19 protein-coding genes are annotated in these 19,991 nt (G+C 64.6%); 5 read left to right on the plus strand and 14 right to left on the minus strand.

The window, feature by feature from the left end:
- Nucleotides 1–6: 6 nt before the first annotated feature.
- The 7 genes from CIT37_RS13790 to CIT37_RS13820 form a co-directional block, all read right to left on the minus strand.
- Nucleotides 7–1,215 carry a glycosyltransferase family 4 protein gene (locus CIT37_RS13790; RefSeq protein WP_095425663.1) on the minus strand — a complete coding sequence of 403 codons (1,209 nt, stop codon included), beginning with the start codon at nucleotides 1,213–1,215 and terminating at the stop codon, nucleotides 7–9.
- Nucleotides 1,212–1,979: a class I SAM-dependent DNA methyltransferase gene (locus tag CIT37_RS13795; RefSeq protein ID WP_095425662.1), complete on the minus strand. Its 768-nt coding sequence runs from the start codon at nucleotides 1,977–1,979 to the stop codon at nucleotides 1,212–1,214. The genes CIT37_RS13790 and CIT37_RS13795 overlap by 4 nt, the downstream gene beginning before the upstream one ends.
- Nucleotides 1,976–3,097 (minus strand): DegT/DnrJ/EryC1/StrS family aminotransferase, encoded by a 1,122-nt coding sequence (locus tag CIT37_RS13800; RefSeq protein ID WP_095425661.1) that lies wholly within the window; start codon nucleotides 3,095–3,097, stop codon nucleotides 1,976–1,978. The genes CIT37_RS13795 and CIT37_RS13800 overlap by 4 nt, the downstream gene beginning before the upstream one ends.
- A complete protein-coding gene (locus CIT37_RS13805; RefSeq protein ID WP_095425660.1) occupies nucleotides 3,094–3,540 on the minus strand; it encodes a cupin domain-containing protein in 447 nt (148 codons plus the stop codon). The genes CIT37_RS13800 and CIT37_RS13805 overlap by 4 nt, the downstream gene beginning before the upstream one ends.
- Nucleotides 3,541–3,667: 127 nt before the next feature.
- Complete coding sequence (locus tag CIT37_RS13810) at nucleotides 3,668–4,846, minus strand: CgeB family protein (RefSeq protein WP_095425659.1); 1,179 nt, start codon at nucleotides 4,844–4,846, stop codon at nucleotides 3,668–3,670.
- 3 nt (nucleotides 4,847–4,849) lie between these two features.
- Complete coding sequence (locus tag CIT37_RS13815; RefSeq protein ID WP_095425658.1) at nucleotides 4,850–6,154, minus strand: hypothetical protein; 1,305 nt, start codon at nucleotides 6,152–6,154, stop codon at nucleotides 4,850–4,852.
- 39 nt (nucleotides 6,155–6,193) lie between these two features.
- Nucleotides 6,194–7,156, minus strand: coding sequence for a UDP-glucuronic acid decarboxylase family protein (locus tag CIT37_RS13820; protein WP_095425657.1), 963 nt, complete (start codon nucleotides 7,154–7,156; stop codon nucleotides 6,194–6,196).
- A gap of 216 nt (nucleotides 7,157–7,372) precedes the next feature.
- Between CIT37_RS13820 and rfbF the strand changes: the two genes are divergently transcribed.
- Entirely contained in the window at nucleotides 7,373–8,143 is a 771-nt protein-coding gene (rfbF, locus tag CIT37_RS13825) for a glucose-1-phosphate cytidylyltransferase (RefSeq protein WP_095425656.1), read from the plus strand.
- Complete coding sequence (gene rfbG / locus CIT37_RS13830; RefSeq protein WP_095425739.1) at nucleotides 8,140–9,204, plus strand: CDP-glucose 4,6-dehydratase; 1,065 nt, start codon at nucleotides 8,140–8,142, stop codon at nucleotides 9,202–9,204. Before rfbF ends, rfbG begins: the two co-directional genes overlap by 4 nt.
- Here the strand turns inward: rfbG and CIT37_RS13835 are convergent, their stop codons facing one another.
- Nucleotides 9,205–10,095, minus strand: a complete 891-nt coding sequence (locus CIT37_RS13835; RefSeq protein WP_095425738.1) for a phosphotransferase — start codon at nucleotides 10,093–10,095, stop codon at nucleotides 9,205–9,207.
- The gene (locus CIT37_RS13840) at nucleotides 10,085–11,038 is read right to left on the minus strand and encodes a sulfotransferase family protein (protein ID WP_095425655.1); all 954 of its coding nucleotides are present in this window, start codon (nucleotides 11,036–11,038) and stop codon (nucleotides 10,085–10,087) included. The genes CIT37_RS13835 and CIT37_RS13840 overlap by 11 nt, the downstream gene beginning before the upstream one ends.
- Nucleotides 11,039–11,208: 170 nt before the next feature.
- Here CIT37_RS13840 and CIT37_RS13845 point away from each other — a divergent pair, with 170 nt between their 5' ends.
- From CIT37_RS13845 to CIT37_RS13855, 3 genes are read left to right on the plus strand one after another with little or no spacing between them, the layout of a single operon-like run.
- The gene (locus CIT37_RS13845) at nucleotides 11,209–12,126 is read left to right on the plus strand and encodes an NAD-dependent epimerase/dehydratase family protein (protein WP_095425654.1); all 918 of its coding nucleotides are present in this window, start codon (nucleotides 11,209–11,211) and stop codon (nucleotides 12,124–12,126) included.
- Between the two features lie 43 nt (nucleotides 12,127–12,169).
- The gene (locus CIT37_RS13850) at nucleotides 12,170–12,922 is read left to right on the plus strand and encodes a transketolase (RefSeq protein ID WP_244611237.1); all 753 of its coding nucleotides are present in this window, start codon (nucleotides 12,170–12,172) and stop codon (nucleotides 12,920–12,922) included.
- Nucleotides 12,919–13,842 (plus strand): transketolase family protein, encoded by a 924-nt coding sequence (locus tag CIT37_RS13855; RefSeq protein WP_095425652.1) that lies wholly within the window; start codon nucleotides 12,919–12,921, stop codon nucleotides 13,840–13,842. Before CIT37_RS13850 ends, CIT37_RS13855 begins: the two co-directional genes overlap by 4 nt.
- 13 nt (nucleotides 13,843–13,855) lie before the next feature.
- Here CIT37_RS13855 and CIT37_RS13860 read toward each other — a convergent pair whose 3' ends face one another.
- The 5 genes from CIT37_RS13860 to CIT37_RS13880 form a co-directional block, all read right to left on the minus strand.
- Complete coding sequence (locus tag CIT37_RS13860; RefSeq protein ID WP_095425651.1) at nucleotides 13,856–14,818, minus strand: glycosyltransferase family 2 protein; 963 nt, start codon at nucleotides 14,816–14,818, stop codon at nucleotides 13,856–13,858.
- Between the two features lie 28 nt (nucleotides 14,819–14,846).
- Nucleotides 14,847–16,325, minus strand: coding sequence for a DUF6056 family protein (locus tag CIT37_RS13865; protein ID WP_095425650.1), 1,479 nt, complete (start codon nucleotides 16,323–16,325; stop codon nucleotides 14,847–14,849).
- Between the two features lie 103 nt (nucleotides 16,326–16,428).
- Entirely contained in the window at nucleotides 16,429–17,178 is a 750-nt protein-coding gene (locus CIT37_RS13870) for a glycosyltransferase family 2 protein (protein WP_095425649.1), read from the minus strand.
- Nucleotides 17,179–17,189: 11 nt separating this feature from the next.
- On the minus strand, nucleotides 17,190–18,593 hold the full coding sequence (locus CIT37_RS13875; protein WP_095425648.1) for a capsular polysaccharide export protein, LipB/KpsS family: 1,404 nt from the start codon (nucleotides 18,591–18,593) through the stop codon (nucleotides 17,190–17,192).
- A 4-nt stretch (nucleotides 18,594–18,597) separates the two neighbouring features.
- A complete protein-coding gene (locus CIT37_RS13880; RefSeq protein WP_161966396.1) occupies nucleotides 18,598–19,986 on the minus strand; it encodes a surface carbohydrate biosynthesis protein in 1,389 nt (462 codons plus the stop codon).
- Between the last annotated feature and the right edge of the window lie 5 nt (nucleotides 19,987–19,991).

A 19,991-nucleotide genomic window follows, 5' to 3' on the forward strand; every position in this document is an offset into this window, starting at 1 on the left:
TGCTATTCAACGCGCGGTCAATGCCAGACGGTGCTTCAATCGTTCGAGATGACGGGCGAATTGCTGGTGGCCGGCGTTGGTCTCCTCGGCAAACTGCGCAAGGCGGAGGTGACCGGCCGCGCGCAGCCGCTCGCGCGTGCCGTCGGTACGCAGGCTGACGATCGCATCCGCGAGCGAGCGCGGGTCGTCATAGTCGAACAGGATCGCGGCGTCGCCGGCCTGGGCCTTGAAGGCCTCGGGATAGATCACGGGCGTGCCGACCGCCCAGGCTTCCAGCGGTGGAAGATTGGTCGGGCCAAAATAGCTCGGCATCACCAGTGCCGCGGCGCCGCGATACAGCGCGCCGAGCTCGGCGGACTCGACGAAGCCGATGATGGAGATCTGGTCCGACAGGCCAAAGGTGCGGATCGCCGCATCGATCTTGTCGCGGCCGCCGCGATCCGATCCGCACAGCACCAGCCGTTCGGTGATGCCCCGCTCGCGCAAGCTTGCGAGCGCCGCGAGCAGCGTCATGTGGTTCTTGTGCGGCCAGAATTGCGCTGGATAGAACAGATAGCCGGGCTCGAGGCGGTATCGTGACAGCACCGCCTCGTCGTCTGCGGCGTCGGATGTGGATTGGCTGACATAGGTGGAGGGCGAGAACGGGATGCAGACCGCGCGCTCTTTTTCCATGGCATAGCGGCGGCAGAGATCGTCGACCAGCTCCGGCGCGTTGACGATCACCACCGCGGCCTTGGTGCTGGCGAGGCCGAACAGGATCTCACGGCGCTCGAATTCGCCGAACGTCCTCACTTCCGGAAACTCCGGCGCGTCGCGGTGGCAGCCGTCGAAGATCGTGATGATGAACGGCAGCTCGTAGAGCAGCAGGTGCCGCTTCGAGGTCGACGTGAAGTGCACGACGTCGATGCCGTCGCGGATCAGCGCACGCTCGAACGGCGATTTCAGCTTCAGCGCGATCTGGACGAGATCGAACGGCCCGCAATATTTCAGGAACAGGAAGACATGGTCGAGCGGGCCGAACTTGAGCAGGCGCGCCGCGACGCCGAACTCCTTCAGGATGTCCAGGGTCTTCGGATAGGGCGAGTACACCACGATCTCGTTGCCCGACTTGGCCGCCCAGTCGCGCAGCCAGAGCAGGTCATTGAGCGGCTGCTGGAAGCCGCCGCCGACCTCGAGCGCCTGTTCCAGCATCACGGCGAGCCGCAGCGGTCTCACGGTGCAACACTCTTTCTGGCGATCGCATAGGCCGCCCAGCTCTTCGAGTTCGGCGCGTCCTGCGTCAACCATGCAGCGTGAGCGGCGCCCTGGAAGCCGCTTGCCACGAGCGCCGCGTCGATCTCGACCGGAAACCAGTAGCGCATGTGGTGCGCTTCATCGACACGCTTGATCGTGGCGCGATCCAGGTCCTCGCAGAACAGGGTGTAGTTCACGGTGACGGTCGCGGCCTGTTCGTCATGATCGGATTGCGCAATGCGGGTGAGGCGCAGCGGCTTCTGCTCGATCACCTTGACGCGCGTCTCGACGCCCTGCGCCAACACCGCGCCGCCGTACCAATAGTCGAAGAAGAAGACGCCGTCCGGCTTCAACGCCGCATGGGCCGTGCAGAACATGGCCGTCAGCGCATCGCGGCTGGTCTGATAGCTTGCGACGTGGAACAGCGACACCACTGCATCGAAATCGCGTTCGGGACCCGTCTCGCAGGCATTACCCTGCCGGAACGGAATCGACAGCCCGGCTTGCCCGGCGCGCGTCTTGGCGCGCGCGATCATCTCGTCGCTGAGATCGATGCCGGCAACGTTCCACCCCTGGCGCGCGAAGGCGAGCGCGTGCAGGCCGGTGCCGCAGCCGAGATCGAGCAGCTTGCCCGAGGAAACGCCGTGGTCGCGCAGGCGCGCTTCGACGAATGCCGTCTCGGCCGCGTAATCCTTGTCCTGATAGAGAAGATCATACCAGGGCGCGTAGTCGGCGAACACCGTCACGCCAGGATCTCCTTCAGCGCCGCGGCCGAGCGCGCGATCTCGTCGTCGGTCAGGGCAAGCCCGCTCGGCAGGTAAAAACCGCGCCGGGCGATGTATTCCGCATTCGGATGACTTTCGTCGCGCATCAGGCCCATCCGGCGCAGCACCGGCTGCTCATGCATGCACCAGAAGAACGGCCGGGTCCCGATGCCCCTTTCGCCGAGGCGCCGCATCGCTTCCTTGGCGTCGAACGGCACGTCGTCGTTCAACACGACGCCGTAGACCCAGTAGATGTTGTCGGCATAGCCAGTGCGGGCGACGGGGCGGCGGATGCGGTTGAGGCCTGCGAGATGTTCGTCATAGAGCCGGCCGATCCGGCGCTTGATCTCGACCGTGCGCGGCAGACGCTCGACCTGGGCGACACCAAGCGCAGCCTGGAGGTTGGTCATGCGCGCGTTCCAGCCGAGCTCCTCGTGGACGAAGCGTTGCTGCGGCTGGAAGCAGAGATTGCGGTAGCCCTGCAGCCGATCGGCGAGCGCGTCGTCGTCGGTGAGGATCATGCCGCCTTCACCGGTCGTGACGTGCTTGTTCGGATAGAAGCTGAAGGTCGAGACTTCGCCGAAGCTGCCGCAGGGCGCGCCGCGATAGGTCTGGCCGTGCATCTCGGCGGCGTCCTCGATCACCTTCAGATCGTGCTTGCGGGCCAGCGCCAGGATCGGATCGAGATCGACCGGTAGACCGTAGATGTGGACCAGCATGATCGCGCGCGTGCGCGGCGTGATCGCGGCTTCCACACCCTCGGCCGTCATGTTCCAGGTCGCGGCATCGCAGTCGACCCCGACCGGGACGAGGCCGGCGCGCACCAGGGCGGCGGCGCAGCTGATGATCGTGAAGGTCGGGATGATGACTTCGGACCCCTCATCGAGGCCAAGCGCGTGGACGGCGATATCGAGCGCGACCGAGCCGTTGGTGACGGCGATGCCGTGTCGTCGTCCCGCTGCCTTGGCCATGGCCTGCTCGAAGCGCTTGATGAACGGTCCCTCAGAGGAGATCCATCCGGTCCGGATACATTCGGCGAGATAATCGGCTTCGTTGCCGTCGAGCAGCGGCGTGTTGACGGGAATGAACGGTGCGGTCACGGGTTTGGGCCTTTGATCCGGATTTCGGACGGGGAGGCTTCGGCAAACCGGGTCTTGTCGTTCTCGCCGGAATAGGGACCTTGCTTGATCTCGAACATCTCGAGCGGCTCGAGCACGTGGAAACCATGAGCGCCGCTGCAGAGCAGGATGATGTCGCCGGCACCGAGCACGCGGCTTTCGAGATATTTTTCCTCGACCGTGTAGAAATCGACCTGGAGCTTGCCCTTCTGGATCAGCAGGACTTCCTGGGTGTAGTGCACCTCCCGCGTCACCTTGTTGTGGCGATGAGGCTCGATGGTCTTGCCTTGCGGATGGCTCATGAAGGCGAGCTGCTGGGACAGCTCCGGCGTCGAAAAGAAGTGGATGCCCGGCTCGCGGAACGAGGCCCGCACGATGATCGCGTAGAGCTGGTCGCCGAATCGAACTTGTTCGACGTGTTCCATCGTGGGCCTCGAAAAAATCGCTGCGATTAGAGAGAGATAGCTGTCCCGCTGTGCACTTTGGCCATTTTGGCCGGGACCGTCAAGGGTGGACGGATCATGACGATTGCTCCGCCAGCCGATGCGGAATTCAGCTGATGTAACCTAGGATCTCTTCGACACGCCGGCGAAAAGTGTGTGCGGCAAATGTCCTGGCCTGTCCCGCCTTGGCAATGGACTGGCGCGCCGTGTCGTCGGCGAGATACCGATCGATCAACGCGAGACAGTCCTCGACGCTGCGCCACGCAACGACCTCGCGCTCGGGAGCGAACAATTTGTGCAGATTGTCCTTGAAGTCGGTGAGCAGGAACGCGCCGACGCCGGTCGCTTCGAACAGGCGGGCATTGCCGGCCTCGCGGCCGGCCATGTCGATGTGCGAATTGAGGGTGACGCGCGAGGCGCGCAGTGCCTGGTACATCTCAGAGCCCCACACCTCGCCCTGGTAGCAGCGGTGCAGCGGCGAGGATGCGGGAAGGGAGTGCAGACCGCTGCCGAACAGTTTGAGATCGTAGCGCCGCGCCACCGCTTCGAGCTGCGCGACGCGAAGCTGGTGATCGGCTGACACGGCCCCGACGAAGGTGACGTCGAATTCCTGCGAGGGCGGCGGCGGCAGGACGTCGAGGATGCCGGGCTCGAAGGCGAGATGGACCACTTCGGCGCGCGCTCCGTGGGCACGGAAGAAGTCCACCACCGCGGCCATCTGCGAGATCATGAGATCGTAGACCGACCAGTCCTCGCCGCGTGAGGGCGAGATGCCAATCTGGCCGACCAGGATGGGGCGGCCGATCCCTTTGATCCGGCGCGCCAGGCGCGTGTCGACGTGAAACAGATCCTGGTTGAGGACGAGATCGGGCTTGAAGTCCTCGATCTGCGCCAGCAGGATCTTTTCTGCTTCGGCATCAAGGCGCGGACTGAGGCCGACCTTGCGCGCGAGCGGCCGCAGCACCGGTTTGAAGGGGGCGACCGCGCGTTGCAGCCAGCCGGGAACGGCATCGCGCGCGGCCGGTGTGCCGGGCGGCGGCGGCTCGGTGACGGCAAGCCCGTGCTCTCGCGCCCAGGCCGCCCGCATCCAGGGATTATTGACATGGATGTCGGCGGCGGCGTGCCCGAGGCCGCCGAAATTGCGCGAATAGAAATCGGCGACGCCGAACAGGCTGGCGTTCCGCGCCGCCATCTGCGCCGCATAAGGCGCGTTCTCCAGGCCTGGCGTGCGCCGGTAGAGCCAGGCGAGGAAGCGCGGATAGTCGGCGTTGAGGATCAGGATGCGCACGGCTCACGGCTTTTCTTCGAACAGGGTGCGGGGCATCACGTACCAGAGCAGGAACAGGATGGCGGTGCCGTGGGTGAGCATGGCGACGGAGAGCGGCACGTTGAGCAGGATGTGCGGCAGCACACCCGACGACATCAGCACGAAGCGGGGCGGCAGGCCCGCGGAGGCGCGGTTGCCGAGCGCCAGCACGAGACCTGCTGCGAGCGCGGTCAGCGGTGCCAGCCACGGGCCGACGGACGCAATGCCTTCCGTCGCAAACAGCGAGGCGTTCACATTGCCGAAATCGTAAGTGTTCTGCATGACCACCGCGAGCGGCTCATCGTAAGGACAATGCATCAACGGCTTGAGCACGGAGATCTGGCAGAACCAGGTCAGCGGGTGGTTGGCGAAGAAATCGTTGTAGAGCTCGAGCGCGCCCGATGCCGTCGCCATCATCCGGATGTTGACGATATCGAAATACCTGCCGGGAATGCTCCTCAGGCTCGCCTCCGTCACCCAGATCACGAGCAGCCCGATCAGCATCGGGACGAAGATCGAGGCGATGACCGATGCTCTCGCCTCCAGCAGCCGCGACAGCACCACCAGCGCGATCAACCAGGCTGGCGTGAAGAACGCGAACTTCGTCAGCGTGATGGGATAGAATAGCAGGAGCAGGACCAGCGCCAGTCCTGCGCGCCACCGATAGCCGAGCAGCCAGTAGCTGGCGAAGGCAAACGGCAGCAGCGCGCTGGAAACCCATCCTATGAGATATCGCAGCAATCCTGGGAATTCGAGCGTGTCACGGTAGTCATAGATGTTCGCGATCGAGACCAGGCGGAAATTGTAGGTCGAAGCGACGGCGATGGTGACGATGGAGACCAGGAGGATAAGCGTCAGCAAATGCTCGAAGCGGGCATTGGACATTGGCACGAACTGTCGCAGCGGTGCCCGGATGAACAGCACGGGCATCAGGCAGAGCAGCAGCGCCAATGCCGCGGAAACTCCGGCAAGCAATCGCGGGTAATTGTAGTCGGAGAAGACGTCGATCCACAGGAAGCCCAGGATCATCGTGTAGAAATAGAACCCGACGAAATAGCCGAAGCAGAAGCGGGCTGAGGCAAACAGCAGCGAGACGACGGAAAAGCCGGCCGCAACGATGACCGCGATCCAGAGGCGCTTCGGGTCGAAGTCGATGGAGAGCTGAAAGGTCGCGACCTCGATCAGCGACAGGCAGGTGACGGCGCTGTGCAGCAGCACCAATCTCGTCAGCGCGGCTTTCGAGTCCAGCCGGGCGCGCAAATCGCTGATGATCCCGGCCGGTGCGCTCATTGCGGAAGCTCGCTGCGGACGATGGGCGTTGCGAGCAGGTCAGGCGATGTCGAGCGAGTGCTTGAAGTAGGCGATCGTCTCCTTCAGCCCGTCCTCGAGCGCGACCTTCGGCTCCCAGTTCAGTACCGCCTTCGCCTTGGCAAGGTCGGGCTGGCGCTGGCGCGGGTCGTCCTGCGGCAGCGGCTTGAACACCAGCTTGGAACGCGAGCCCGTGAGCTTGATGACCTTCTCGGCGAGTTCACGGATCGTGAACTCGGAATTGTTGCCGAGGTTGATCGGGCCGGTGATGTCCTCCGCGGTCACCATCAACCGCATGATGGCCTCGACGAGGTCGTCGACATAGCAGAACGAGCGGGTCTGCCCGCCGTCGCCGAACACGGTGATCGGCTCGCCCTGCAGCGCCTGGACGATGAAGGACGACACCACGCGACCGTCATTTGGCTGCATGCGCGGACCGTAGGTATTGAAGATGCGCGCGACCTTGATCGGCAGGCTGTGCTGACGCCAATAGTCGAAGAACAGCGTCTCGGCGCAGCGTTTGCCCTCGTCGTAGCAGGAGCGGACGCCGATCGGGTTGACATTGCCCCAGTAATCTTCGGTCTGCGGATGGATCAGCGGATCGCCATAGACCTCGCTGGTCGAGGCCTGGAAGATGCGCGCCTTGAGTCGCTTGGCGAGCCCCAGCATGTTGATGGCGCCGTGCACCGAGGTCTTGGTGGTCTGCACGGGATCGCGCTGGTAGTGGATCGGCGAGGCCGGGCAGGCCAGGTTGAAGATCGCGTCGACCTCGATGTAGAGCGGGAAGGTGACGTCGTGCCGGACCGCCTCGAACAGCGGATTTGCGATCAGATGGGCGATGTTGCGCCGGCTGCCGGTGAAGTAGTTGTCGACGGACACCACCTCGGCTCCCGTATCGAGCAGTCGCTCGCACAGATGCGATCCGATGAACCCGGCGCCCCCGGTTACGAGGATGCGGCTGTTCTTGTAGCTTTCAAACGGCATGATCGGGTTCCAGCTGGATCTCGGGACGGTCCTCCCGGTGCGGCCGGCAGAGTGGTATCGGCTACGGGCGGAAACGCCAATAGTCTTGCGTAAGGTAGTATAATACCCCTTGACCTCAGAAGGGCTTTAGGGACCGATGATTTTCCAGGTTCGGCCACTTCGTATAGAAGCCGTCTGGATTACGCGGGGAGCGTGCCTCCCGTTCGGAGCAGGTGAATGAAAGTCGTAATTCTTGCGGGAGGCCTGGGCACCCGAATCGCGGAGGAGACCAGCACGCGGCCGAAGCCGATGGTGGAGATCGGCGGGCGGCCGATCCTGTGGCACATCATGAAGATCTACAGCCATTATGGCTTCCATGATTTCGTGATCTGCCTTGGCTACAAGGGCTTCATGATCAAGGAGTATTTCGCGAATTACTTCCTGCACATGTCCGACGTGACCTTCCACATCGCCGAGAACCGGATGGAAGTGCATCGCGAGACGGCCGAGCCGTGGCGGGTCACGCTCGTCGACACCGGCGAGGACACCCAGACCGGCGGCCGGTTGAAGCGGGTGTTGCCCTATGTCGCGGACGAGCCCTTCTTCGCATTGACCTATGGCGACGGCGTCGCGGACATCGACCTTGCCGCCGAGATCGCTTTCCACAAGGCGCACGGGCGGCGTGCCACCGTTTCGGTGGTGCGGCCGGCCAAGCGGTTCGGCGCGATCGCCGTCGAGGGCGACCGGGTCGTCAATTTCGAGGAAAAGCCCAATGACGACGGCGGCTGGATCAATGGCGGTTTCTTTCTGTTGTCGCCGTCGGTCGGCGAGCTGATCGCAGGCGACAACACGATTTGGGAGCGCGAGCCGATGGAGCAACTGGTGCGCGGCGACGATCTGCGCGCCTATGTGCATCACGGCTTCTGGCACCCGATGGACTCGCTGCGCGATCGTAACTTCCTCGAGGGTGAGTGGGCCGGCAACCGTGCCAAATGGAGGGTCTGGTGACGGATCCGGCATTCTGGCGCGGCAAGAAGGTCTTTCTCACCGGCCACACCGGCTTCAAGGGCGCCTGGGCGTCGCTGCTGCTGCGCCGCCTCGGAGCCGACGTCTACGGCTATGCACTGCCGCCGACACACCAATCCGCGCTGTTCATCACGGCGCGCATCGCCGACGACATCAAGCACCGCATTGCCGATATCCGTGATCTCTACACCTTGCGCTCCGCAATGGCGGAGGCCGAGCCCGACATCGTCATCCACATGGCTGCCCAAGCGCTGGTGCGTCCCTCTTACGAAGAGCCGGTCGAGACCTTTGCGACCAACGTGATGGGCACGGTGCATGTGCTGGAGGCGGCACGGCCTCTGCGCTCGGTGAAGGTGATCCTGAACGTCACCAGCGACAAATGCTACGAGAACAACGGCATGGGCACCGCCTTCAGCGAGGGCGACCGGCTCGGCGGCGACGATCCCTACAGCAACAGCAAGGCCTGCGCCGAGCTCGTGACGCATTCCTATCGCCACAGTTTCTTCAACGCGAAGGGAGCGGCGCGCGTCGCCACCGCGCGGGCCGGCAACGTCTTCGGCGGCGGTGACTGGGCGCGCGACCGTCTGGTGCCCGATGCGATGCAGGCGTTCCTGGCCGGCGAGGCGCTCCGCATCCGCAATCCCAATTCGGTGCGGCCCTGGCAGCACGCGCTCGACCCGGTGCTCGGCTATCTCTCGCTGGTCGAGCGATTGGCGGGCGATGAGCGTTTCGTCGGGGGCTGGAATTTCGGACCGGATACCGCAAGCGAGGTGCCGGTCGGGACCGTGGTCGATCATCTGATCGCGCTGTGGGGCGACGGGGCGCGGTGGACGGCCGATTCCGGCCCGCATCCGCACGAAGCCGCCTATCTCAGGCTCGACTGCGCGAAGGCGCGGAGCGAACTCGGCTGGACGCCGCGGCTCGATCTGGCGCAGGGCCTTCGGCTGACTGTGGATTGGTACAAGGCGCTGCGTGAGGGCCGGGACCTGCGCAGCTTCTCGCTCGATCAGCTCGACCAGGTCGCTGGCGCCGCGCAGGCCTGATCAGACCGGCAGATCGAGGATCTCGGCAATGCGGTCCTCTGCCGACACCGCGTGCTTCAGATACTCGCCCGACAAGACCGCCAGATAGGATTTGAGCAGGACGACGAGCACGAGGATGGCGCGCTCGACCTCGGGCGAAAGGCCGGTTCGGCCGAAGGCGGCCTCTTGCAGGAACGGCCGGTTCTCCATGAAGGTCAGCCAGTACAGGTAGTCGTAGCCGGCGATGCCGCGGAATGCATCTTCCCAGTCGATGACGCGCCGCGCGGCGCCCTGGAGCATGATGTTCTTCGGCCCGAAATCGCCGTGACAGAGCGCCTCGGGCAAATCCGCCAGACGATCCCCGAGCAGCGCGATCAGCCTGCCCACCTCGATCGCGCCGGCCCGCTCCAGCAGGCCGCGGCTCGAAAGCGTCTTCAGTGCCTCTGCGGCGGACGCCAGATAGTGATCGAAAGAGGCAAGGCCGTCCGGCTGCCAGTCCTTGAGCCGCTCACTGCACGCGCAGGCCATTGCGGCGGCATCAGCGGGCGGCATCGGGGCGGCCTGCGGCACCAGCGCGGGCATCATGAGGCAGAGTCGCGCCGCTCCGTCCGCGAGCGGGATCTCGAACCGGTCGAGCACGATCGTGTTGCCGTAGAGCTGCTCGAGGATGTCGGCTTCCTTGGCGAGGCTGGCGCGCGCGCGCGGGCCCGGCAGATGCGTCTTCAGAAACCGCTTTTCGCCGGCGATATCCGCCTCAAAGCAGGCACCAAGCGTGCCGCCGGGGGCCGCCGCAACGGTGACGTTGCGGCCGAGGGATTGCAGATGCTGTAGCAGCGCGGGCAGGAGGTGCGCGCGATCGGCGGCGATGTCGGGGCGGTCGTCGGTTTCGAAGAACGCGATCTTACTCAGCACGATAGAGCGGGCTCAGATAGTCGATCCGGTCGTAGCCGAAATGACGGGCGAGTGCCGCGGTGCCCTGTGCGATCTGTTTGCGCTCCTCGTCCGAGAGCTCCTGGATCACGGCCTGGTTGTAGTCCTTGGTGCTCTTGAGCACGGTTCCCCAGGGCGCGATGGAGTCCTTGATCTCGACGCCGTTCCAGCTCGGATAGAGCATGGAGTCGGCGAAGGGCACGCCGATGAAGCCGGCTGCCTCGGTCATGAACTTGCGCTTGTCGTCGACGAGGTCCTCGTAACGGAAGATCCGCACGTTCTCCGGATACATTTTGGCGAACATCTCGACCGTCGAGTGATAGATGTTCCAGGTGATCAGGTATTTGGTCAGCGGCTGCGGGAACGGGCGGCGCTTGGTGTCGCGGTAGGCCGAGAACGGATTGCGCACGATGTGCAGGATGCGGACGTTGGGAAAGTCGCGCACCATGCGATCGGCATCGATCCCGATGGCGGGCGAGTAGCCGACGTGGACCATGCCGGGGCGCGGCTTGGTGTAGTAGTTCTCCCACGCCGCGAAAGTCGACCGGAAGTAGGCCTCGACCACCTGGCGGCGGAAGATCGGCGGCTCGCCGACGATGCGGGCGAACTCGGCGACCCGCTTCTTCTCGTCCATCACGCAGTCCGCATCGCGGAACTTGGAGCCGTTGCGCTTGCGCAGGAAGGTCTTCAACTCCTCGTCGATCATCTGCTCATAGAGCTCGGTGGCCGTCAGCCCCTCCGGGAATTCGGGATAGCGGTACTGGACGCGCTCGACCGAGGCCAGGAAGTCGTTGAAGTTGCGGTTGCCGAGCTGCGATTCGAAGGGATAGACGAGCAGGTCGGGATGACCGTCGAAGTGACGATGGGTGACGTTTCCGCCGTGCTCGAAGCCTGCGGAAACCATGGCCAGCCTGAAGTCATTCATGCGTCTACCCCTAACGTCGTCGAACCTCGATCTGGCCATCCGTTTAGCCGCATGGGCCGGATAATCAAGTTCGGATCGCCCTTTCGGCCGTGCCGGGAACGTGGCCCGGGCAGGGGGCTTGCCGAAGCGGGACATTGACGGGGCCGGGGTAGCTGATCTACCCGGGGCTTATGCGTGTTTTTGCCACCGGCGCGAGCGGTTTTCTGGGCTCCTATCTCGTTGCGGACCTCATGGCGCGGGGGCACGAGGTGGCCGTCCTGTTGCGGCCGGCAAGTTCCTATTGGCGCCTCGGGCCGCTTCATGACCGGCTGCACGTGATCCCGGGCAGTCTGGAGCATCCGGACGGGCTGCGCGGAGCGCTGGGGGCGTTCGCGCCGGACGCGGTCGTGCACATGGCCTGGCGGGGCGTCGCGGGCAGCGATCGCAACAGCCCGGTTCAGGCCATCAACGTGGCCGACACGGTGGGCCTCGCCGAGCTCGCAGCCGAGGCCGGCGCCAGGATCTTCGTCGGAGCCGGATCGCAGGCGGAGTACGGACCCTATGATCGTCCGATCCGGGAGGACGACGCGCCACGGCCGACGACATTGTACGGCATGGCCAAGCTCGCGGCCGGATCGATGGCGATGCGCCTGTGCGAGGAGCGCGGGCTGCGTGCCGCCTGGCTCAGGATTTTCTCGACCTACGGCCCGAAGGACGCCGATCACTGGCTGATTCCGAGCATGATTCGGAACTTGCGCTCGGGACATCGTATGGCGCTGACGGCCTGCGAGCAGCGCTGGGGATTTCTGCACGCGCGCGACGCCGCGAGCGCCTTCCGGCTGGCAATCACCCATGAAGCGGCGAGCGGCATCTTCAACGTCGGCAGCGCGGACGCCCCGCCGCTGCGCGAAACGGTGACGCGGCTGCGCGATCTCGTCGCCCCCGGCGCCGCTCTCGGCTTCGGCGAGTTGGCGTATCGGCCCGATCAGGTTATGGTCCTGGCTGCGGACGTTTCGCGCATGCTTGCCTTGGGCTGGAAGCCCGAAGTGCCGTTGGATCAGGGACTACGCGAGACGGTAGAGTGGCATGACGCGACCAAATCTTCCTGAGCCGAAAGAATTCGCGCGACGGATTCGTGCGCACGCGTTGCGCATGGTGCATGCCGCGAAGGCCTCCCATATCGGCGGCTGCCTCTCGATGGCGGATATCCTGGCGGTGCTCTACACGCGGATCCTGCGCGTCGATCCCGCCGAGCCGCAAAGCCCGAACCGCGATCGCTTCGTGCTCAGCAAGGGCCACGCCACGGCGATCATGTACGCAACGCTCGCCGAATGCGGTTTCTTTTCTCTGGCCGAGCTCGACACCTATTGCCGCGACGGTTCGATCTTCACCGGGCATGTCAGCCACGCCGTGCCCGGCGTCGAGGTTTCGACCGGCTCGCTCGGCCATGGCCTGCCGATTGCGATCGGCATGGCGCTGGCCGCAAGAAATGCGGGCGCCGGCAGCCGCGTGTTCTGCCTGCTCAGCGACGGCGAATGCGACGAGGGCTCGAACTGGGAGGGCATCCTGTTCGCGCCCCATCACAAGCTCGACAATCTCTGCGTCATCGTCGATTTCAACAAGATCCAGAGTTTCGGCTCGGTCGCCGAGGTGTTGAACCTGGATCCGTTTGCCGAGAAATGGAAGGCGTTCGGCTGGCAGGTCGAGGAGATCGACGGCCACGACCTCACCGCGCTCGAGCGTGCGCTGAGCGGCGTGCCGGCGGCATCGGGCCGGCCGACCGTCGTGATCGCCCACACCGTGAAGGGCAAAGGCGTGAGCTTCATGGAGAACAAGCTCGAATGGCACTACCGCTCGCCTTCGGATGAGCTGCTCGCGCAAGCGCTGGCCGAGGTCGGCGCATGAGAACGACGTTCATCGAGAGCCTGTCGCAGGCGGCAAGCGAAAACCCCGATATCTGGCTGCTCTGCGGCGATCTCGGCTACTCCGTGCTGGAGCCGTTCGCGGCGCAGTTTCCCGATCGTTATCTCAATGTCGGTGTGGCCGAGCAGAACATGGCGGGGATCGCCGCCGGAATCGCGCTATCGGGCAAGACCGTCTTCATCTACTCGATCGGCAATTTCCCGACGCTGCGCTGCCTCGAGCAGCTCCGCAACGACGTCTGCTATCACGGTGCCGACGTCAAGGTCGTGGCGGTGGGTGCCGGCTATGCCTATGGCAGCCAGGGCTACACCCACCACGCGCTCGAGGATGCGGGGATCATGTCGATGCTGCCGGGCATCGAGGTGTTCGTGCCCTGCGATCCCATGGAGGTGCGGGCCGCGACGCGTCTGATCGCAGGAAGCGGCAAGCCCTCTTATCTGCGGCTCAGCCGTCAGGGGGAGCCGAATCTCGGCGCCGCCGTGCCCGACCTGCGCAAGCCTAGGGTTTTGCGTGACGGACGGGATGTCGTCATCCTCGCGTCGGGACCGATTGCCTCGCGCGCGCTGGAGGCCGCCGACGAGCTTACGAGGCGCGGCAGGGACGTCGGCGTGGTCAGCGTCTCCTGCCTGAAGCCGCTCGACGAGGCCGCGATCCGCGACGCCGCGCGCGACGCCTCACTCATCGTGACGCTGGAAGAGCACATCCTGCGCGGCGGCCTGTTCAGCCTGGTGGCGGGTGCGTTTTCCGGAGACGCGGTCCGGCCGCCGATTACGGGCATGGGTATTCCCGAGCAGGGTGGCAAGACCTCGCAGGCGGGATCGCGCGAGGCGCTACTCGATGCCGCGGGCCTCTCGGCTCAGGCGATCGTCGCGCGGGTCGAGCAATCGCTGGCGAAGCGCTGATGCCTCCTGCGCCTCACGCGCCGGGCGGCGGCGAGGGATCGAAATTGACGCGCTCGCGCTCGAACACCACCGGCTTCTCGCGCACCTGTCCGTAGATCGCGAGAACGTACTCGCCGATCATGCCCATGAAGAACAGCTGTACGCCGCCGAAGAAGAACATGGCGACGATCAGCGTGAGGATGCCTGGTTCGGCGAGCTTCTGATAAAGCACGAGGCCGATGATGAAGTTGACGATCGCGTAGGCGATGCTCACTGCCGAGATCAGAAAGCCCGCGAGAAGCCCGAACCGGACCGGCGCCGTGGTGAAGGACACCAGCCCGTTGAGGCCCTGGTCGATCAGCGCGCCGGCGCGGTTCTTCGAAAACCCCTTCTTGCGCTCGCGCCAGGTGTAGGGCACCCCGACCATGCGACCGCCACATTCGAACGTCATCATTCGCATGAATGGATAGGCGTCACGGACGTGACGCATGGCTTCGACAACGCGCCTGTCGACAAGTTGGAAATCACCGACTCCCGGAGGCACCTTGAGCTCGGAGAATCTGGTCAGCACGCGGTAGTAGGCGTTGCGGAGCCCGCGCATCAGACGGCTTTCCTCGCGCACCGCGCGGATCCCATAGACGATCTCATAGCCAGCTTCCCACAGCTTGACGAACTCGGGAAGCAATTCCGGGGGATCCTGAAGGTCCGCCGGCATGAACAGCAGGACGGCATCGCCGCGCGAGGCCATCACGCCGTTGAAGGTGTTGCGCAGCGGTCCGAAGTTGCGTGCGTTGACGATGATCTTTACCGCGGGGTCCTGTGCTGCGATCTCGCGGAGGATCTCCATGGTGCGATCGTCGGAGGCGTTGTCGCAGAAAATGTGCTCGCGCTGGTAGCCGTGGAGCTCGCCGTCGAAGATTTTCCGGATTGCCTCGTAGCAATCCCTGACGTTGAGCTCTTCATTGTAACAGGGCGTGATGACGCTGATTGTTTTCACGTTCGCATCTCTGAAGCAGGGCAAATGGTCATCGCGGCGTGTCGGCGCCGTAGACGGCGGATTTGTGGTAGTATCTGGCGATGCAGTCGTTCGGCAATCTGTCGGCGTCCGCCGTCACATCGGCGGTCATCAGCAGGGACGGCGTCCATTTGTGCCGAGGAACCACGACAACCGGCTCGGGCCTCGTGGTCAACAGGGCATGCCGATCGGCGCTCTCCTGCCAGTACGGATACAGGCCCTGCCATTGGGCGCGCAGCTGAAACGCCGTTGAGCTCAGGCTGAGCGAGACGATCGTGAGCAACGCCAGGCTCGCAGGCAACCCGACCGGACCGAGCAGGCCACGAAACGCGCCCGCCGCAAGCCGTTCGCGCAATTGCTGGCTGTAGGCGCCGACGAGCAGCCTGACGCCCAGCGTCGATCCGAACAGCAGCAGGATGAGCGCCTGATTCTGCGCCCGCTCGATGAGTCGCATCCCCGTCGCATATCTATGAGCGAAATATTCGAAGTAACAGCATGCCAGGCAGATCGCGATCGTGCCGAGAGCCAGCATCTTGCCCTTTCGCGGCGCTGGTTGCGTGGCTTGCGGCTCGGCCAACGCAATGAGGCCGACAGCGGCGAGCCAGACGACCACGGCGGGTTCTCGAAGGAAGCGGCCGAGACCGGCGAGCGAATCGATCAGCGCTAGAAGAAGCGACCATGTCACATGCCCGCCGTTCGGGAGCTGCTCCATGCGCGTGCTGTTGCCGCTGGCGGAGACGACGATGATCCATCCGATCGCGATGGTGGTCGCGATCAGGATGTGATGCACGATCTGACGCTGCTGGCCGAAGAGATACCGCGCGCCCAGTGACGCCGAGACGATCAGCAGCAGCCATGTTCCGGTAAATTCATTGCCCAGTGCAGCGACGAAACCGCCCAGGGCCATCGCGAGGCTGAGCGTCCACGAGAAGCCGGCTTCCCCGTCAAGCGCCCGAACGCACTCCCCGAGGATCAGGATGGTGATCAAGGCTGGCGGGACGTAACAGGTCACGGCCGAGAGCCAATACAGCAGATCCCGCACGCTCGGCGCCGCGCTGACCACGGCGCTCGCGAATGCGAGCGTGAGGAAAACCAGCTGGAGAGCGGCGGTGCGGGGCCAGGCCCGGACCATGGCGAGGGCAGTGCCGGCCAGGAACAGCGCCGCGCTCACAGCCATCATCAGTGAATAGGCCGACAGCAAGCTGACATTTGCCGCGGCAGAGATCGCCGGCGGAACCTGGGTCAACCACAGGGCCAGCACCCGGCCCGATTGCGAATGATAGAAGAGCGATACGGTATCGATGAACCCGTGACGCGCGTACAGATCCGCGAAGCAGAAGTCGTCATGCTCGGGCGCGCTAAGCGACGTGAGCGCGAACAGAAGCAGCAGGAAAATTGCAGGAAACAGGCTGCAGAGCGTCCAGCCAATCCAGGCCCGGCGATCGGCGTGGGGACGCGCTGCCAGTGGAATAACACCTTGATTGTACACGCAAAGCCCCCTCCGATCCGGGGCAGATTAGAGGCAACCCGTCGAGGTCGCAATGTTCAATTCCGGCTGTTGCAAGTGGCTGCGTGCCAAGCCGCCGGCGGCGCTAGAACTCCCGCCGTTTGAGCCAGGCCCGCGTACCCCAATGGGCAAAGCACCAGGCCGACCTGATCAGCGAGAGGTGCTCGACGTTGCGGTAGATCTGCCAGACCCATTTGGCCGAGCGTGCCGGTCGGCTGGAGACCGAGGAGCCCCTGACGCGGTAGCGTGCAAGGTCCTCGTTGAGGCCGTAGGCGGTGTGGCCGCGCTTGAGGATCGAGAGCCACAGACAGAAATCGTCATAGCCCTCGTTCTTCATTGCGATGGGACCGGCGATCTCGCGGTCGACCATCGCGGTCAGGGTCGCGATCGCGGTGTTCTCCAGGAGCTGGCCATAGGTGAGCGAGGCCGGCACCTCGATCAGCCGCCCGGTGACGGTGTTGGTCTCGTTGATGCGGCGGAAGGCGGTGTAGCTGAGAGCAGCCTGCTTCGCCTTCGCGAAGGCGAGCTGCCGCTCGAGCTTCTCGGGCAGCCACAGATCGTCGCTGTCGAGGAAGGCGAGATAGCGGCCCTGCGCGGCGTCGATCGACGCCTGGCGCGCAAGCGCCGGGCCGCCGTTCTTCGGCATCCGGATCAGCTTGACGCGCGGGTCACGCTCGCTGATGCCGGCGATGATCGCCGGCGTGCTGTCGGTCGAGCAGTCGTCCGCGATCAGGAGTTCCCAATCGGCGAAGGTCTGGCTCTGCACCGAGCGGATCGTCTCCTCGATCAGGCCTTCGACATTCCAGGACGGTGTGATGATCGAGACGAGCGGCATGATGGGTCCGTTCAGTTCGCACCGGCCGGCTCGGCGATGGCCGCGCGCAAGGAGGCCGCAAACATGTCGAGCAACTTGGGATCGCTGATATAGAGCTCGCCCGGATAAGACCGGCGCCAGGCGGACTCGAAATAGGGGGCGCCTTTGGCCGGATCGAACGGCCCGGTGGAGAGTGCCTCGCGCAGGCGTGCGGGCACATCGGCCAGACGATCGACCGCATAGACCAGCGGGCAGGAGCGGTAGAACGCATCGCCCATCACCACGACCGGCTTGCCGAGCAGCAGCGCCTCGGCGCCCGATTTGCTGTTGACGGAGATGACGGCATCGGCGCGGTTGAGCACGGTGTAATTGTTGGTCTGCGGTGGCAGCAGCACGAAATTGTCGAACCTGCGCGCCAGTTCGAACAGGCGATCGGCCGAGATCGCGCCGATCTGGGCGGGATGCTCCTTCACCACGAGCACATGCGAATCCGGGATGGTGCGCAGCAGGAAGTCGACGGTCGCGACCTGGTCGAGATAGTCCGGCGAGCGCAGCGTCAGCGCCATGTCGGCGGGAACGTGGAAGGGATAGTAGACGAAGGGCGCCGCGGGGATCGGCTTATAGAGCTTGCGCAGCCGCGTCGCGTTGAGCGCCATCGCGGCGTGTACCCGGGCGTGGCGCAGATTGTGCCCGAACTCCTGGTGCTTGCCGAGCGCGAACTGGTCCCACAGCTTCTCGGTGAGGCGGCGCGCGTTGCGCAAATTGACGACCTTCTTGAAGGCCGCCGAATAATGGTGCTGATCCTTCTTGGGGATGACGATCGCGCGTTGCGTCAGCGTATCGTCCAGATAGGCGCGCACTTCTGATGAGACAGCGTCCGTCGGCGTCGGCATCACGTCGGGTGCACCGAGTGTGTCGGGCGTGAAGTACATCCGGCCACGAAAGAACGAGGGCTCGATGAACCAGTTGCGGATGTCGCGGCGCCTGGCGGCGTAGAAGCTCGCGATCACCGAAAGGAAGCCGCCGAGCTCCTGCACCAGTTCGACGCGCTTGCCTTGCTTCTCGAGCCGGTCGAGCACTGTCTCCATCGCATTGGCATAGATCATGAAGCGCCGGCGCAGTGCCGCGGTGTCGCGGATGCCGAAAGTGAAACGCTCATGGCTGAACAGGAAGTTGGTCCCGTCGAGCCCGTAGGCCGCAACGCGCGCGTCGAACGCTTTGCGGTCGTCGGGCGCGGGGCCGGCCTTGAGGCCCTCGCGATACATGTTCGTGACCGGAACGCCTTCAGTCGCCGACATCTCCGCGCTGCGATCGTCGAAGGCGAGCAACTCGACATCATGGCCTGCCGCGCGCAACCGCTGCGCGACCGGAATCCAGAACCGGGTCTGGTATTCGGCAAGCGTGGTGATCAGAATGGTCTTTGCAGGTGTGGCCATGGCTCTATTGGGCGTGTTCGATCGCAATACTTGCGAGCGGCAAGCCCGTCGTCGCGCATTGTGCGCGTCTTGCCGTAAATTGAGACGGGCTCGCCTGATCGTGTGCGGCGATGCGCTGTAGCAGGGTCTGGACGAAGGGCGGTGCGATTCGCTTGTCGCGCCGGGCGGGATTGAACTGGCTGCGCAGCCGCTCCGTGACGGCAGAGCCGAGCGCGGCGCTGGCGGCCCCTTTGACGATCTGGCCAACGCTCGGCTTGGCACGCGTCCCCTTCACGGTCGCGAGCAGCGAGACGTAAGGCCGGCGCGAGCCCGCTACGCTGGTCAGGACTTCGGCGACACGTTCGGCGGCTTTTCCGTCATTGAGATGGAAGAAGGCCTCGATATCGGCGGCGTGAACGCGGGCGAAGTCGAAAGTCTCGGTCTCGCGCTCGATGTGATCGATCGCGCCAAGCAGCTCGTCGAACGAAGCGACCGGGCGACTCACGCGCGCGGGCAGTGCGGCATGGCCGGCGGTGACCGGCGTGTTCAAATATTCGAGCTGGAGCGGCAGCTTTCCGAGCAACACCGATTCGACGGCCGTTCCGCAATTGAGATGGATCACTGCGGCGGCGTTGCGGATGCGGTCGAGGACGCTGCCGGTGCCGTCGATCAGGACGTTGTCGTGGCGCGCGAGGGCGTTGCGATAGACGTCCTCGCTCTCGAAGGGGTGCGGCCGCACGAGAATGTTGCGGTCGGGCCGCGCCGCGGCGAGCCGGTCGATCTCGACGAGATATTTAGCGAAGACCTGCTTCAGGTCCGCGATGAAGCGATCGACATAGGCGCCATCCCAACCGGCCCGCACCATCGCCTCGCGCTCACCACCCGGCTTGCCTGTGAAGCGCGAATTGACCAGGGGAAAGTTGGCGTTGACGAGCAGATAGCCGCGCGGCTCGCCGTCGAGCAACGCGCGCCAACGTGGGGCTGCAAAGTCGAAGCGCGGACATCCGGTGAGGTGAAGCTGCTCCGGCTTCATGGTTCCGGCGGCCAGGAAGGCGTCGTGCAGCCGATTGCCCCAGAAGAAATAACCCGCCAGGATGTCGGCGTAGCCGCTGCCCTTGATGTGGGCGGCCATTGCGGGCGGCGAGTTGCCGCCCTTTTCTGCGAGCACGCCCCCTTCGGTATCGAGCACGTACAGGGCGAGGCCCGCTCCAGCGAAGCTGCGCATCAAATCGAGATTGACGGGACGGGCGTAGTTGACGACGAGTGCGTCCAGCCCGAGCCGTGGGACATCGACGGCCTGCTCGTACATCGGCACCAGCGCGACAGAGACGCCGCGCCGCGCGAGTTGATAACCAAGCATGACTGCCCCCGGCAGGTCACGCTTGGGGTGATCGACCACCAGGCCTATGCGCAAGATGT

Source organism: Bradyrhizobium ottawaense, assembly GCF_002278135.3.
GTDB classification, from domain to species: domain Bacteria; phylum Pseudomonadota; class Alphaproteobacteria; order Rhizobiales; family Xanthobacteraceae; genus Bradyrhizobium; species Bradyrhizobium ottawaense.

What these genes read in the sequence shown, in the direction of transcription:
- CIT37_RS13805 (WP_095425660.1), bottom strand. Translation starts at nt 3,540, where the DNA reads ATGGAACACGTCGAACAAGTTCGATTCGGCGACCAGCTCTACGCGATC.
- CIT37_RS13815 (WP_095425658.1), bottom strand. Translation starts at nt 6,154, where the DNA reads ATGAGCGCACCGGCCGGGATCATCAGCGATTTGCGCGCCCGGCTGGAC.
- CIT37_RS13820 (WP_095425657.1), bottom strand. Translation starts at nt 7,156, where the DNA reads ATGCCGTTTGAAAGCTACAAGAACAGCCGCATCCTCGTAACCGGGGGC.
- rfbF (WP_095425656.1), top strand. Translation starts at nt 7,373, where the DNA reads ATGAAAGTCGTAATTCTTGCGGGAGGCCTGGGCACCCGAATCGCGGAG.
- CIT37_RS13840 (WP_095425655.1), bottom strand. Translation starts at nt 11,038, where the DNA reads ATGAATGACTTCAGGCTGGCCATGGTTTCCGCAGGCTTCGAGCACGGC.
- CIT37_RS13845 (WP_095425654.1), top strand. Translation starts at nt 11,209, where the DNA reads ATGCGTGTTTTTGCCACCGGCGCGAGCGGTTTTCTGGGCTCCTATCTC.
- CIT37_RS13850 (WP_244611237.1), top strand. Translation starts at nt 12,170, where the DNA reads ATGGTGCATGCCGCGAAGGCCTCCCATATCGGCGGCTGCCTCTCGATG.
- CIT37_RS13855 (WP_095425652.1), top strand. Translation starts at nt 12,919, where the DNA reads ATGAGAACGACGTTCATCGAGAGCCTGTCGCAGGCGGCAAGCGAAAAC.
- CIT37_RS13870 (WP_095425649.1), bottom strand. Translation starts at nt 17,178, where the DNA reads ATGCCGCTCGTCTCGATCATCACACCGTCCTGGAATGTCGAAGGCCTG.
- CIT37_RS13875 (WP_095425648.1), bottom strand. Translation starts at nt 18,593, where the DNA reads ATGGCCACACCTGCAAAGACCATTCTGATCACCACGCTTGCCGAATAC.